Annotated in this window: 12 protein-coding genes; 7 read left to right on the top strand and 5 right to left on the bottom strand. The window is 45.1% G+C overall.

Annotated elements, in window-relative coordinates; all coding sequences use genetic code 11:
- The first annotated feature begins 84 nt into the window (after positions 1-84).
- The 6 genes from MHB56_RS18705 (at position 85) to MHB56_RS18680 (ending at position 7,404) form a co-directional block, all read left to right on the top strand.
- Positions 85-1,431 (top strand): ABC transporter substrate-binding protein, encoded by a 1,347-nt coding sequence (locus MHB56_RS18705; RefSeq protein ID WP_076130663.1) that lies wholly within the window; start codon positions 85-87, stop codon positions 1,429-1,431.
- Between the two features lie 107 nt (positions 1,432-1,538).
- Positions 1,539-2,432, top strand: a complete 894-nt coding sequence (locus tag MHB56_RS18700; RefSeq protein WP_076105422.1) for a carbohydrate ABC transporter permease — start codon at positions 1,539-1,541, stop codon at positions 2,430-2,432.
- A 2-nt stretch (positions 2,433-2,434) separates the two neighbouring features.
- Positions 2,435-3,268: a carbohydrate ABC transporter permease gene (locus MHB56_RS18695; RefSeq protein WP_076130664.1), complete on the top strand. Its 834-nt coding sequence runs from the start codon at positions 2,435-2,437 to the stop codon at positions 3,266-3,268.
- A 35-nt stretch (positions 3,269-3,303) separates the two neighbouring features.
- Positions 3,304-5,136, top strand: coding sequence for a cache domain-containing sensor histidine kinase (locus MHB56_RS18690; RefSeq protein WP_341143859.1), 1,833 nt, complete (start codon positions 3,304-3,306; stop codon positions 5,134-5,136).
- Positions 5,137-5,153: 17 nt separating this feature from the next.
- Positions 5,154-6,653 carry a response regulator transcription factor gene (locus tag MHB56_RS18685; RefSeq protein ID WP_341143858.1) on the top strand — a complete coding sequence of 500 codons (1,500 nt, stop codon included), beginning with the start codon at positions 5,154-5,156 and terminating at the stop codon, positions 6,651-6,653.
- Positions 6,625-7,404: a spermidine synthase gene (locus tag MHB56_RS18680; protein ID WP_081383411.1), complete on the top strand. Its 780-nt coding sequence runs from the start codon at positions 6,625-6,627 to the stop codon at positions 7,402-7,404. Before MHB56_RS18685 ends, MHB56_RS18680 begins: the two co-directional genes overlap by 29 nt.
- 87 nt (positions 7,405-7,491) lie before the next feature.
- On the opposite strand, the gene MHB56_RS18675 is transcribed toward MHB56_RS18680, so the two are convergent.
- The 5 genes from MHB56_RS18675 to MHB56_RS18655 all read right to left on the bottom strand — a co-directional run bounded on the left by MHB56_RS18675 (position 7,492) and on the right by MHB56_RS18655 (position 13,034).
- Positions 7,492-8,379 carry a sugar phosphate isomerase/epimerase family protein gene (locus tag MHB56_RS18675; protein ID WP_076194375.1) on the bottom strand — a complete coding sequence of 296 codons (888 nt, stop codon included), beginning with the start codon at positions 8,377-8,379 and terminating at the stop codon, positions 7,492-7,494.
- 36 nt (positions 8,380-8,415) lie between these two features.
- On the bottom strand, positions 8,416-9,438 hold the full coding sequence (locus MHB56_RS18670; RefSeq protein ID WP_036686912.1) for a LacI family DNA-binding transcriptional regulator: 1,023 nt from the start codon (positions 9,436-9,438) through the stop codon (positions 8,416-8,418).
- Positions 9,439-9,506: 68 nt separating this feature from the next.
- On the bottom strand, positions 9,507-11,084 hold the full coding sequence (locus tag MHB56_RS18665) for a DUF3502 domain-containing protein (protein ID WP_076105428.1): 1,578 nt from the start codon (positions 11,082-11,084) through the stop codon (positions 9,507-9,509).
- A gap of 80 nt (positions 11,085-11,164) precedes the next feature.
- Positions 11,165-12,061 (bottom strand): carbohydrate ABC transporter permease, encoded by an 897-nt coding sequence (locus MHB56_RS18660; RefSeq protein WP_341143857.1) that lies wholly within the window; start codon positions 12,059-12,061, stop codon positions 11,165-11,167.
- A gap of 28 nt (positions 12,062-12,089) precedes the next feature.
- Entirely contained in the window at positions 12,090-13,034 is a 945-nt protein-coding gene (locus MHB56_RS18655; protein ID WP_305953532.1) for an ABC transporter permease, read from the bottom strand.
- 643 nt (positions 13,035-13,677) lie between these two features.
- Between MHB56_RS18655 and bglX the strand changes: the two genes are divergently transcribed.
- The gene (gene bglX, locus MHB56_RS18650; RefSeq protein ID WP_341143856.1) at positions 13,678-15,837 is read left to right on the top strand and encodes a beta-glucosidase BglX; all 2,160 of its coding nucleotides are present in this window, start codon (positions 13,678-13,680) and stop codon (positions 15,835-15,837) included.
- The last annotated feature ends 87 nt before the right edge of the window (positions 15,838-15,924 follow it).

The following is a 15,924-nucleotide window of genomic DNA, read 5'->3' as shown; positions in this document are numbered from 1 at the left end:
AATACAATACATTTATTAACGGCTTAGATAAAGCTATAATGTTCATGTAAACGCTAACAATAAAAACGAAAAGGGGATTAAGCTATGAGAAATAAGTTATTTTCGTTATCCTTTGTTATGATTATGGTCTTATCTTCAACACTTGCTGGCTGTGGTTCGAATAATGACAACACCACGAATAACGGTGCTGCCGCAACTGAAAAGCCCGCAGCAACTAACGCAGAGAATACCGGCGGTGACACGAATGCAACTGCCGAACCTGCAGCAGGAGCTGATATCAGCGGCAAAATCACCTTCCTAACTAACAGAACAGACATGATTGGCAAAGAATATGACGAATATTTAAAGCGCTTTAATGAAAAATACCCGAACATTAAAGTCGAATTCGAAGCTTCCCAAACCGACTATAACCAACAGGCTAAAGTCAGAATGGCCAGCGGCGAGCTTCCAGACGTTATGTTTATTCCTTCCATCCCTAACTCCGACCTGCCGAAATATTTTGCTTCACTGGATGATCTCGGCTTGAACGATCAGATCACCTTTAAAGACTTCAAATCCTTTGATGGTAAGCTTTACGGAATTACTACAGGGAACTCTACTTCCGGTATTGTTTATAACAAAACAGCATTCACTGATGCCGGCATCACCGAAACGCCTAAGACTTGGGATGAATTTCTGGCTGCCTGCGAGAAGCTGAAAGCAAAAGGTGTTATTCCAATGTCCTCTAACTTTAAAGACAAATGGCCACTTGGTACTTGGGCTTATGACACACCACGCTTAATTGAAGGCAATCCTGATTTTCCAAATGCTAAGCTGAACTCTGAAACACCATTCACTATGGACAACGGTTATGGCAAAGCCTTCAGCCTACTTAGAGAGCTCAATGAAAAAGGCTATCTGGAAAAAGACATCAACTCCACCAACTGGGAGCAATCGAAAAAGGACATCGCTTCCGGCAAATTCGCTATGTACTATCTTGGCAACTGGGTTATTAACCAAGTTATCGGAGCAGGCGCTTCTTCAGACAATGTTGGCTTCTTCCCATTCCCTTATGACAATTCGGGTAAACCATCTGCTACCCTTAGCCCTGACTTCTTCTATGCCGTTGCCAAAAACAGCAAAAATTTAGAGGCGGCTAAAGCCTTCGTAAAATGGATGATTGAGGATTCAGGTTATGAGGATTTCGCCGGCTTTATCTCTCCATTAAAAGGCAAGGAATCCAATCTGACTCAGCTGAAAGAATTCCAAGCTACCGGAGTAGAACTGGTAGAAGGAACTGTTGACGATGCAAAGGTTACAGAGATCGGCAACAAGGCACAGCTGGATCTCCCTGCTGTTGTACAGGAATTTGTACTTGCCAAAGATCCACAAACCGTATTAGACAAGTGGAATAAAGCTTGGGCTAAAGCCAAGAAGGACCTCGGTTATTAATTTGAGCTTTTGATTCGAAGTACACTACGGAGCAAAATGGATTATTGCTTTTACGGATAATCCATTTTGCCTTTCCATACCACGTTTTTATGAAAGAAGGGCTAGCGATGTTCGGAACACTTTCCTATAACAAACAGAAGACGATTATCATTGTATCCTTCCTCACGATTCCTTTGTTGCTGCTCGCAACATTCACGTATTATCCGGCACTCAAGCTGATTTATTACAGCTTTACGAACTGGGATGGCTATAGCCCTGAGAAGCCTTGGGTCGGTCTCGATAATTACCGCGAAGTCTTCTCCAACCCCGATATTTTCAAGGTATTTACCCATAACTTTGCTTATTTCGCGATGGGAATTCTCCAGAATATCGTCGCTATTTATTTTGCGATTGTGCTCAATAGTAAGTTGAAAGGAAAAAATGCATTTCGAATCTTACTGTTCCTCCCTTACATTATGAACGGTGTCGCCGTCGCCTTTATGTTTGGTTATGTCTTTGACACCACCAATGGCTCTCTGAATATGTTCCTGAATAGCATCGGTCTTACCGGACTAGGACAGACCAGTTGGCTTGGAACAGAAGGACTGGTTAACTATTCTCTGGCGTCCACAGGATTTTGGCGTTTCATGGGTTATAACATGGTAATCTACATCGCCTCCTTGCAGGCCATTCCAAACGATATCTATGAGGCCTCAAAGATCGATGGTGCCGGACCTTTTCAAACACTTTGGAGAATTACTTTACCGAATATGAAGCCAGTCATCCAGCTTAACTTATTTCTTACCGTCACAGGGGCACTGGAAGTATTCGATCTCCCCTTCGTGTTGACCAAGGGCGGCCCCGCAGGCGCCAGCGAAACATACGTACAAAAAGTTGTAGATACTGCATTTGCTTACAATAATTACGGCCTCGCTTCTGCCATGAGTATTATCTTGCTTTTCTTTGTCGTCATCGTACTGTTAGTACAGCAACTAGTTCTAAGCCGGGGAGGGGACAAATAGATATGACATACTCCAAATTTCGCTTCACAGATGTTATTAAATACTTCTCGCTGCTTATCGGCGTATTTGTTGTACTCTTTCCTCCGTATGTGGTCATCGTCAATGCCTTTAAATCCACTGACGAATTTAACAGCAGCAGCTCCATGGCACTGCCAAAAAGCTTTTTGAATTTCGATAATTTCACTGCCGTTTTCCAGCGTGGGGGTCTACTTAACGGATTTGGTAATGTGTTAATCATTATAGCTATTACTTTAATTCTGAACATTCTGTTCGGCACTATGGTAGCATTTGTATTGGGACGCTTCTCTTTCAAATTGAAACCCGTTGTCTTCGGTGCATATCTAGTAGCCACCATTATTCCTAGTATCACGACACAAGTGGCGACTTTTGGTATCATCAAAAGCATGGGGCTTTACAATACACTTGGCGCCCCGATCGTGCTTTATATTGGAGCGGATGTAATTCAAATTATTTTATATCTGCAATTTATCCGTAATATTCCCGTGGATCTCGATGAAAGTGCGATGGTAGAAGGTGCCTCTCTGTTCAGAATCTATCGGTCGATTATTTTCCCTTTACTTACGCCAGCTACGGCTACTTTGATTATTCTGAAAACCATTAGCATTTACAATGACATGTACATCCCTTACCTCTACATGCCGAAACAAAGCCTTGGTGTAGTTACGACGATCCTAATGCGTTTTCAAGGGGTCAATTCGGGGGAATGGAATTTAATCTGTGCGGCTATTCTGCTTATCCTGCTGCCAACAGTAATTCTATATTTCTTCCTGCAGCGTTACATCTTTGAAGGCGTAACCAGTGGAGCGGTCAAATAAGGTAGGTAGCTTATTACAGGAAAGGAACAACGCAAATGCTATCATACATCCGGTTAACTTTACGCAAAATGTGGTTGTTCCTTGCCAATCTACCGATGGAGCGCAAGCTGATCGTTATCTTTGTCTTTCTGATCTCTCTGCCGATCACTTATGTAAGTTATCTATCGTCCCGCTCCATGTTCAACTCGGTTCTTGTGAATGCGACTGACGGTGCGGGTCAAATGACATCGAATGCTTCAGATACCATCGACCGATATATTGCCGACCTCAAAAGATATACAGCCCTGCCGCTGTATAACACCGATGTGCAAGTCTACCTGACACAGCAAAATACCGACTGGGAAAAAAATACGGGCATGGCGATGTTCCTTAGCTATTTGAATCATACTAAGGAAGAGATCATTGCCGTGTATTTGGTGGATCAGTACGGTTCTGTCTTTTATGATAAAGACGCTGGAATTAATGAACTGTATCCAGAGGAACGATTAGCCAAATGGAGAACCATGAGTGAAGATGCCGGAGCAGCGCCTGTCATTCAGGGCAGACATACGATCCGCACCAACTCGAATGTCCATAAAGAGGTCTTTAGTGTTCTGCGTACGATTAACTCTGTAAGCACATTGCAGAATATAGGAATTCTCGTTTTCGATGTAGACATCAATCTGTTTAAGGGCATTATCGATCCCGTAAATGCAGTTACGCAAGGAAACACGTTCATTGTAGATAACAATGGAGATCTGATTTATGCCAGTGAAGATTCCGCGGTTCCAAATCTGGCTGCCGATACACAAACTCTGAATACAAAGCTGTTGCTGCAGCAAGTAAATCAGCAGCAGGATCATTTTCAAATAGACTTGAATGGCCAGTCTTATCTTGCAGTGTATACCGTCTCGAAACAGACCGGGTGGACCACTATGGTTACGATTCCTTTAACACGTATCCTGTCCCCTGTACAAAAGAATCGTAATACGCTTATCTTGACCACACTGATTATCATTGCTTTTGCACTTTTTGTTGCGACTATAATTTCCCATGCCCTGACCAAACCCCTTAAATCCTTGGTCCGCTTAATGAAACGGGTGCAGCATGGTAATCTGGATGTCTGGCAGCATTCCAAATATAATGATGAGATTGGGATGCTGGGCAGTCATTTTAATCGGATGATCATAAGGATCAAAGATCTGTTACAAGAAGTGTCCATCACGGAGAAACGGAAGCAAAAGGCTGATATGCGGGCGCTTCAAAACCAGATTAATCCCCATTTTATTTATAATACGCTGGAATCCATCCGCATGCTTGCAGAGAGCAATGATGATCCACGTGTGGCGAAGCTAACCTATTTACTTGGGCTTCAAATGCGTTACAGCATTGTCCGAAACGAAGAGGCTGTTACAATTAGACAAGAGCTGGATCATGTGAGAAATTATTATCAGCTGCTGGAAATCCGATTCCCAGACAAGTTCAGACTTAACATCGACGTGCCGGACGAATTCCTTCATCTTTCTGTTATTAAGCTTGTCTTTCAACCGATCGTAGAAAATGCTGTCTTTCACGGTTTGGATCAAAAGGTAGGACCGGGCACCTTGAGCATCACCGCATGGAGCGAGCATGGAGATGCCGTATTCTGTGTAGAAGATGATGGGATCGGTATGGATGAAGCCACCCTTCGTTCCTTAAACAATAGTCTGCAGACTGGAACGGACAATGAAAGGTTCGGGATTGGACTACGAAATGTAAATGAAAGAATTCGCCTGCATTACGGCAGTTCGTTTGGTCTGCTTGTTGAGAGTGAGCTTGGAATCGGCACTCGTGTTACCCTGCGCATTGCGGATATTAACGCTAAATTCAGTGAAGATGAATTTATTTAGGAGAGGGGCTGCTCAGATTGCTGCGTATTGCGATTGTGGATGATGAGATCTTAATCCGCGAAGGACTGGCCCGAATGATCAGTAAAGAAAGCGCCGAATTTCTGGTCATCGGCACCTACTCCGACGGAAAACATCTATTAGATAAGTTAAGCACACTTCAACTTGATGTTGTGATTACAGATATTCGTATGCCGCAAATCAATGGCTTGGAGCTGATTAAACAGTTAAAAGCCACCCATCCGCAGATCTACTCTATTCTAATGAGTGGATTTGTTGAATTTAATTATGCCCGAGAAGCCATCCGCAGCTCAGCTGTAGACTATTTATTAAAACCAATTAATAAAGAGCAGCTGTTCGAGCTGCTTTATCGGCTAGACAAAGAACGGCAGCTCGCGCGCGACAAGGAAGAACGCCACCGTTCCGGACTTTTATTGACAGTCTTACATATCGAAGAGCCCTCTTCCCCTCTCCTATTATCCAGCCTTACCTTGCCCCAGCCTTATTTCTCGGTCTTTGTCCTCAAAGGGAGCGCCAGAGAAACCGTCTGCTCCTGCGCAGACAGTCTGCGGCAAGAGAAGGCGTTGAGCTTCGACAGCTTGGAGATTCAAAAAGGACTCTACGTCTGGATTGTATATTCTGCTGAGCCGCTGTCAGACGACGATTTAAAAGATATCGGTGACATTATGCGGATATCTGCACACGGAAAGATCCTACATGTAGGTACCAGCGGTTGTTATAATGAGGTATCCAAGCTTAGACAGGCATACCTAGATGCTAAACAAGCCTGCAACATGGGCATATATAATCCGGAGCCTGTACATTACGCGAATATTCAGAATATTCAACAGCCGGAGATGAACCTCCTGGATCACTTTAATACAATTAGAGAACCGCTGATCCATAACCTGCAGATTCTGAATGTGACAGGCGTCTTAGAATGGATTCATGACCTGTTCTCAGTGCTGAAAGCACAACAAGCCGGTCCTGACCAAATTCTCCGGGTCTGTCGCTGGGTTGAAGAAACTGCACAAAAGGAACTGCAAGAATTCGAGGCCCGCAATAAAAGTGCTCCCGACCTCAGGTTGGACGACAGAATCGCGTCCAGTATGAGCTTTTGCGACATTGAGGAGATGTTTACCGCTCATTTCACAAACATTCTGACCGAAATCAGAACCCATCGTCTGGAGATGTCCGGCACAGCCATAGAAACCATAAAACGCTGGATATCCGCTAACTATAATCAGCATGCAGATCTGAACACTTTGGCAAATATGGTTTTTTTGACTCCAAGCTATTTAAGCAAGCTGTTCAAGCAAGAGACCGGACTTACACTGACGGACTACATCACGGAAATTCGGCTGCGCAAAGCCAAACATCTACTCAAGAATGCTCCGGACCTGAAGGTTCACGAGATTGGGGCAGAGGTTGGATATGGCGATCCTGCCTACTTCAACAAGCTTTTTAAACGTGTTGTCGGGGTTACACCCAATGAATATAAACGAATTAGTATTGTATAAGGAGATCGATCACTTGCATTCAGAGCTTCAAAGAAATAGCGAAAATCATGAAATAACCGTCTACGACACAACAGAACTATATGGTGAAAAAGGCTCCTTCCGTGTTATGCAGTTCTCGAATCATGCCACTCAAGGTGCGATGGATCTTAATGACCCGCAACGAGTTCTCTTTGAATATCCGCGGGCCATCATTCACTTCATGGAGTTCAACCTCCCTTCTTTTGAGGATGTTTTTCTTATTGGGCATGGAATTGGAACAATTGCCGGACATTTTCCGGACAAAAGATTTAAAGTAGCCGAGCTAGACAAACAAGTAGTCGAATTAAGCCGCCGCTGCTTTGGATATAGTCAAGATAACGTAGTGATCGGTGACGGACGTCAGATCCTTGAAGGCGAAGACCCGCAGGTATATGATTACATCATTTTGGATGCCTTTACTGCCGCTGGTACACCAAGGCATTTGATCTCCCGTGAATTTTTCAGTATTACCCGTTCGAAGTTGAACACAAGCGGATATATTCTCATGAATCTAATGGGAAAAGGTGAACATGACCCGCTGATCAACGCGATTTATACGACGCTAGCCGAAGAGTACGCCTATATCAGAGCCTTTTCCCTGCCTTCAGAAGGGGCTGCCGATATCCAAAATATCATTATGGTTGGCGGCAGCACCCCTATCCGCTTTCAAGCCCGCCATTTGGCTGGCTTCAAAGAAATACAGCTGGGACAAGGATATCTGATTCAGGATTAAATCAGGACTAACTATAAAAAATGACCTCATCCTCCACTTCACTGTGGATTTCGAGGTCATTTTTGGGTTGTTTTCATACGGCACCATTTAAACCGGATTAGGCACAAAGCTGCCACCACGGCAATATTTCAAGTAATTCAATGCATGCACCTGGCCGGTCATTTCCAGCTCATCACGATACACTGGATCATGCCAGCCTTCGATATCAATCGTACCTTTATAACCCGCTTGGCGCAGGATGGTGATTACATCTACCCAATTGGTATCCCCGAAGCCAGGGGTTCGGTCCCATACATAAGGTTTGGGGCCATGAATACCGTATTCCTTAACGATGTCCCAAGCGATGGTCGCATCCTTGCCATGCACATGGAATACTTTATCCATCCATTTGCGCAGCTGCGGAAGCGGATCAATCAATGCGATCATCTGGTGGCAAGGCTCCCATTCCAATCCCAGATTATCCGCCGGAACGGCATTGAACATCTTCTCCCAGGCCGAAGGATTGTGAGCGATGTTCCACTCTCCGCTCTGCCAGTTTCCGCCCATAGCGCAATTCTCAAAAGCAATCCGCAGGCCACGATCTGCCGCTCTCTTCGCCAGTTCTCCGAACACCTCTGTAAACTTCGGGATGGACTCATCAATGGACAAGCCTGGCAATCGGCCAGTGAAGCCGCCTATAATATCTGTGCCAAATAAATGTGCATGATCAATCAGCCGCTCCCAGCTTGCCAACGTGTCGGCATTGTCGCCGCTGCCTGCGAGCGGATTGCCATAGATGCCCACAGAAGAGATGACAAAATCATGTTCAGCAGCTAACTCCCTCAGTCGTGCAGCCGTTTCTATCAAATCGGTTTCGCCGGTGGTCTGCCAAAAGTTCAGATTAAATGATTCAAATCCATGCCCCACAATTTGTGGAATGACCTTAACGGCTTCTCCACCACGTACAATCGTACCTATTCTCAGTGTATCTTGCATTTCGGTTCCACTCCAATAAAGGTTTATAGTGTGATCTTAACGAGGTTTAATCATCTTGCAGGAACCACGCTTGAGCAATACCGCATCATAGACAATATGCTGATGGTTTGAACGTCCGGAAATGAGATCAAACAGAACACCTACACTGGATAAGGCCATTTCCGTACCCGGCTGGCTGATTGTATCAAGAGAAGGATGATAATATTCAGCCATCTCGATCCCGTCAAAGCCAATGATCGAAATATCATCAGGGATAGATAACCCCGCGGTAAGCACCGCTTTGGCAGCACCGATGGCAATCGTGTCGGAAGCGGCAAATATAGCTGTAATTCCCTTATTCTTGTTGAGCAGTCTCCGCGCAGCATTAAATCCCGAGCTGGGACTGTATTCACAATCCTCAACCAACCCTGAATCATAGGGCAGACCCTGCTCTTCGAGTGCTTTTTTGTAGCCTAAATACCGCCGGTTGCCCGTGGTTTCATCCAATAATGGAGACTTGGCTAAAAAGCCGATATTCGTATGACCTAATGAGATCAAATAATTGGTAGCCTTATAGGCTTCCTTCGTTTCATTGATAATAACGCTGGAAAAAATAAGCGGGTTCACCTCCTGCGTTGAGGTGATCGTTGTCAGCACAAACGGAACCGTCAGCTGTTTGAACTTCTCTTCAGAATGATCATAGGTTCCACCCATGAAGATAATCCCACACAGATTCTTCTCCTTCACCAGTTGAATTGCAGCATTGATTTCATCGGTCCCATCCTCTACTTGCTGGATAAGAAACGGGTAGCCCCGCAGATTGACCTGCCGTTCAATTTCTCTGATCATATTAGAGAAAAAAGGATTGGTAATCCCCTTGACCATAAGTGCAATGTTCTTAGATTGTGTAGTTTTCAAATTCCGCGCGTTGGAATTGGGAATATAATTGTATTCCTTAACCACACTCATCACTTTCTCACGTGTAGACTTGCTCACCGGTCCCTTGTTATTGATTACCCTGGAGACCGTCGAGATGCCCACACCGGAAATCCGCGCGATATCCTTGATATTTACATCCACTTTACTCCCCCATTTATGGGTAAAGGAGCTATATCGAATTATAGCTCCCTTACACCCCTTAACTTTCTTTAGTTGACAGGAACAAACGCAGCCAATTGCTTCTCTACTTCGGCAATGACCTTGTCAACTCCTGCTTTTTTCAGCTGATCGCGGTACTCTGCAACAGCTGCTTTTGGATCTTTGCTTGTTTTACCAAGCATCAATTGAATACCAAGCTGTGAATTCACGTTGGAAATCGAAGCAATTTCAGTTGTAACATTGGTTGGATCAAAGCTGAAGCCATTGTAAGGATCATCGATAGCCACTTTATCCCATTCTGCGAATAAGGAGTTACGGATTGGGTTTTCTGTATCCGTAGGAACTACGAATTTGTCATTACGAAGTGACCAAGCAGCGAAACCTCCGCCGTCCGTTTTATCGTTGAAGCCTGCAGGCTGCTTTTTAACACCATTTTCCATCACATATTGTTTGCCTTCAATACCGTTTTGGATGAGGTTGTAGTAGCTTTCATCGGTCATGAACTTCTCGATCACCATCAGAGCGCGCTCTGGATTAGCTGAGTTCGTGCTGATTACAGTCGAGTTGTCAACGCCCATCTTACGTTTGATCTTCTTATTAGCTTCCGCAAAAGTAAAGAAGTAAGGATCTGATTCCGGTTGCGCCTTCAAATCCGCACCGTATTGGCCGATCCAGTCTTGAGCATGAGTCAAATAACCTGCGGAGTTAGCTGCTCTGAAGTTATCCTTGCTGCCTAGGGTTGCAGACAGCACATCTTTACTCCAGTAACCCTTATCCGCCCATTCACGCATCTTCACAGCCCAATCTTCAAATTCCTGAGTGAAAGCTGGATGGAAGACGGTCTTGTAGTCCTCTGGACTTTTGGTCACAAGATTCAGCTCATTCAAAGATATACCAGGAGCGTTAAGCCACATCCCTGTAGTATCTACGAGCATTCTGAACATATTGGCTGCATCTTCTGCCTTGCCGTTAATTGGTGGGAAGGACTCATTAGCAACCACATTATCCATGTATTTAACCATATCATCAATGGAAGTGATTTTGTCCATTCCATATTTCTTCAGCAAGTCAGAACGATAGGCATAACCGGCAGGTGTGTATTCGCTATAAAGACTTGGTACACCATAAATTTTGCCTTTGTATTTTGTATTCTCCCACACACTTTCCGGGATTTCCGCTTTTAGCTTAGGAGCAACTTTATCCAGCATATCTGTAAGGTCCACTAGAGCGCCTTCACTAGCCAATGTGAAATAAGACACTGGAGCTCCGGGAGATGCATGCGACATATCAAATTCTTCGCCTGAAGCAAATAGCAGCGGGTACTTAGTAGCGATATCCGGCCAGTCAATATACTTCACTTCAATCGTAGCGTTTAGATCAGCCTTGAGCTTCTTGTTAATCTCAGCGAGGATTTCTTTATTTTTAACTCCTTCGCTGCCCCACAGGTAGTACACCAGCTTAGCTTCCTTGGAAGTATCCACTCCGCCTGCATTGGCTGAAGCCTCTGGAGCTTTCGTGGCTGCCGGATCATTACTCGGCTCATTGTTGTTCTTGGATGTGCAGGCTGTCAGTGCTCCAGTAAGCATGAGGACAGCAATTAAAGAAGACGCGATCTTTTTACCTTTCATTTAGGTAAGCCTCCCTTTTCTCTTCTATTTATGAAACTTTCATTTATAATAAACGCTCTTCGAAAAGAAGATTGCGTCCATTAACCCTTTACAGCCCCGATGGTGAGGCCTGTTACGAAATAACGCTGTACAAATGGATACAGGAGAATAATCGGTCCAGTGGCCAGCACAGCTGTAGCCATCTTGATGGATTGCGTCGGAAGATCAGCAGTATTGATGACCGCTCCCGAGTTGATTAGCGCTCCTAAGTTCGTCTGATTGACCATTCGCTGCAAAAAGTATTGGAGCGGATATTTCGTCGGACTGTCAATATACAACATCCCGTTATACCACTCATTCCAAAAGCCTAGTGCTGAGAAAAGCCCAATAGTAGCCAAGGATGGAACCGCCAGCGGAATAAATATCCGCCAATAGATGCGAAAGTCGCCAGCACCGTCAATGGTAGCGGATTCATATAAGGAATCCGGAATCGCCTTCATGAAATTACGCATCAGGAAGATGGACCATGCACCAACTACACCCGGAAGAATCATGGCGAATAAGCTGTCCTTCATATGCAGGTGCTTAACCATCAGGATGTATGTCGGAATCAAGCCGCCACTGAATAGTGTTGTAAAGTAAATCAAGAAGGAAAAGAAGTTGCGGTACTTGAAATCCTTACGGTTGAGCACGAATCCGGCCATCGACATCATAAACAGTCCGAGTACCGTACCCACTACGGTGATGAAGATAGTTACCTGATAAGCATTCACCAGCTGAGTAGAGTTGTTGAATAGCATCTCGTAAGCCTTAAAGGAAAATGCCTTCGGCAGCAGCTTGTAACCTTCACGAACAATTTCCTGCTCGTTCATGAACGATGAGGAGATCATCAACGCGAAGGGAAATAAACAGAATAGCGCAAAGATAGCGATACAGATATAACTGACTGCTTTTATGAGAACGCTTCCGGAATCCTGTTTGATTGTACTCTTTTCCATATTTATCACCCCTGTTTCGTGTCTAGTCTTAGAACAAAGCGCTGTCCGGTTCTACCTTGCGTACAATAAAGTTAACTACAAGCACCAGGATCAGACCGAATAAGGATTGGTAGAAGCCCACTGCGGCACCCATAGAGAAGTTGAATTGTCCCACCAGTGAACGGAAGACATAGGTATCGATGATATCTGTCTGCGGATACAGTACAGAGTTCGTACCGATCAGATTATAGAAAAGGTCAAAGGATCCCTTGAGAATTCCACCCATACCGAACAGTAGAAGCAGAATAAAGGTTGGCTTCAGAATCGGCAAGGTCATATAACGGATTCGCTGCCAGGTAGTCGCTCCATCCATATAAGCAGCCTCGTACAGATCATGATTAATCCCTGTGATCGTTGCCAGATAAACAATCATTCCATATCCGGTACCCGCCCAGATCTTGAAAGCCACAATAATATATTTCCAGATGCCCGGATCGGAATAGAACTCGTAACGGTCTAGCCCCATTCCAGTTAACATCGTATTGATAAACCCGGAATTGAAATTGAATATATTGTAGGCAAACACACCGACGATAACCATGGAGATGAAATTCGGTAACAGGATAACGGATTGTGATATTTTTTTGAACCACTTGCCTGAGATCTCAGACAACATAATGGCAAATACTATTTGAATGATATTACCTAAAGCCAGAAAGACGATATTATAGAGCAGCGTATTCTTGGTAATATTCCATAGATCCCCATTTTGAACCAGAAACTCAAAGTTCTTAAGGCCGATAAAGTTACTTCCAAAAATCCCCTTATTGAGCTTGTAATCTACAAATGCGACGTAAGCTCCAGGCATTACAGCATAGTGAAAGATAACGAAATATACGATTACAGGCAGCAACATTAGAAAAAGAACTTTGTTCTTAATGACTTCCCGAACAATGTTTCCACCCACAAGCTTCAGTCTCGCCAAAGTGCCCACCTCCAATTTGAAAGATGCATTCAGTCACATGCATAAATTACCTTCCTTTCTTGTCCAGCAGCCAGAATAAAAACAGTTTGCCCAACCTTCATAAAAAAGTGTATCGAGTGTTGTAGAAACGTTTCCAGTGTTTCTGTAAAACTCTCTGTGTGAGAAGCATACTCCCAAAATGTATGCGCTGTCAATTCATTTTATTTTTGAATTACAAGTACTAAAGTTACATATTTCACGTAAAAAAATATAAATTAGCTGTTTTTCCAAAGGCGATTGACTTTTTTTGGTGTTCAGACTAATATCGAGGTGTATCGTTTGTGGAAACGTTTTTATACTTTTCTTTCATAGACATGTCAGTCTCCATATGTAACATCTTAATGATGCAATCCTCTTCTGATTTAATTTATGCCTCATCCCTGTATCCGAAGAGAGAAATGCTATGATTTTCACAACAAATGAACCTGATTATAGCTCAGGCCCATTCCGCATCTCGGAGCTGTGTGCCAGGAGAGTAAACGGTTCACTCCCATCCTTATCGCCTATCTAACGTAAGTTTTGCTAATAAAATCATGCTTACGCTGCCCGGCGGGGAACTACACATCTATTTAACAAACTAACTTTCAATGCGCTCACGAGGAAGGAGTTAACCATGACTAAAACGTTTATCCAAGATCTTGTGAACGATATGACCCTGGACGAAAAGCTGGCCCAATTAACCCAGCTAGGTCCTCACTATTGGGGTTTGGACGATACCGTGGATTTAACTGGTCCATTTAAGGAACTGAATATTAAGCCGCAGGTAATGGAGAGCATCGGAAGTGTTCTGAACGGTATTGGAGCCCGGAATGTAATCGAGCAACAGACCCGACATTTGCAAACCAGCCGACAAAAGATTCCTCTGCTCTTCATGGCGGATGTCATTCACGGCTACCGGACCATCCTCCCGATTCCGCTGGCCATGGGCAGCAGCTTTGACCTTGAAGCCTGTGAAAGGTTTGCTGAAATCGCCGCCAAGGAGAGTGCGGCTGCCGGCATTCACGTCACCTTCTCGCCCATGACTGATCTCGTACGCGACCCGCGCTGGGGACGTGTCATGGAGACATCTGGTGAGGATCCCTATCTGAATGCCCGTGTCACCGAAAGTATGGTGCGGGGTTATCAGGGCAAGGACCTAAAAGAAAAAGGACGCATCGCTGCCTGTGTGAAGCACTTCGCTGGTTACGGTGCTCCCGAAGGCGGACGGGAATACAACACGGTGGATATGTCTTCCGGCGTATTGCGTGAGTTCTACTTGCCAGCCTATAAGGCTGCCGTAGATGCTGGTGTGGCCATGGTGATGGCCGCATTTAATACCATTGACCGTATCCCGGCAAGTGGTAATTCCGAACTTCTTCGCGGGATTTTACGGGAAGAATGGGGCTTCAACGGCGTTACCATCGCCGATTTCAATTCCGTTAATGAGCTGATTCCCCATGGCGCCGCGATAGATGGCCGTGAGGCAGCCGAGAAAAGTCTGGCTGCTGGGCTGGATATTGAGATGATGTCCACTCACTATCTAAACCACGGCGCTGCTCTGGTCGAGGAAGGAAAGCTTGATATCGCCTTGATCGATGAAGCTGTTATCCGGGTGCTTGAGCTCAAGGACGCGCTTGGCTTGTTCGATAATCCATTTAAGGATGCAGATCCGCTGGTGGATGAGGCTCCGAAACCTAGCGCGGAGCATCTGCAGGCCGCACGGGAGCTTGGAGCTAGCTCAGTTGTACTGCTCAAAAACGACAATGATGCTTTGCCCCTTAAACGTGGCATGAAGATTGGTCTGGCTGGTCCTTTCGCCACCTCCATTCATGTGCTGGGCGGTTGGGCCGGGACAGAAAAAGATCCGGCTGTATCACTCTACACCGGCATTTCGCAAAAAACATCTGCCGAAAATATTTTTACGGCCATGACTGGTGAGCTGGGAAGCATGCTTGAGGGTGTTTTTGATGTGGAGGATGAAATTGAAGACGCCTACCAGGCGCTGAAGGATTGTGATGTAATTCTCGCCGCTGTCGGTGAGAATCAGCAGGATACCGGGGAAGGAGGAAGCAAATCCAATCTCCGCCTATCAGCCAATCAGGAGAAGCTGATCTGGCGTCTGAAGGATACCGGAAAAAAGGTCGTCACCATTGTATTCAGCGGCAGACCACTGGAGCTGAAACCCGTTCTTGATGCCAGCGACGCTCTGCTGCAGGCTTGGTTTCTGGGTACAGAGTCAGGAAATTCGCTGGCCGATGTGCTGTTCGGAGATTATAATCCTTCCGGACGTTTATCGATGAGCTTCCCCTACTCGGTTGGGCAAATTCCTGTCTACTACAATGCTTATCAAACGGGACGTCCTTATGATCCTATGTATCCTAATGTGCGTTACGTGACCCGTTATCTGGACTGCCCGAATGACCCGCTGTTCTGTTTTGGTTATGGCCTGAGCTATTCCAAGTTTGCTTACAACAGCTTCAATGTTGAAGCTGCGGATCGGGTGGTTGCCTCCATTGAAGTAGAGAATACTTCGGACATCGCCGGCAAGGAAACCATTCAGCTCTACATCCACGACGTCAGCGCAAGTGTCGTGCGCCCGGTCAAGGAACTGAAAGGCTTCCAGCAGATTACACTCGCACCGCATGAGAAACAGGTGGTTTCCTTCGAAATCACCAGAGAAATGTTAATGTTCTACGGAAAAGACGATCAGTTGGTCTTCGAGCCTGGGGAATATGATATTATGATCGGTAGAAACTCTGGAGATCATTGCACTCAGCGGATCTGGATCTGCTGACCTGCGTATAGCTATGCTTCTAACGACGTCAGCCCTTATTGCCCTCTTGGCGCAATGAGGGGTTGGCGCCTCCACAGCTTGCTATTC

Origin of the sequence: Paenibacillus sp. FSL H8-0315, assembly GCF_038005365.1 — a bacterium.
Classification (GTDB): domain Bacteria; phylum Bacillota; class Bacilli; order Paenibacillales; family Paenibacillaceae; genus Paenibacillus_AQ; species Paenibacillus_AQ odorifer.
This window is presented reverse-complemented; position numbering and strand designations above follow the sequence as displayed.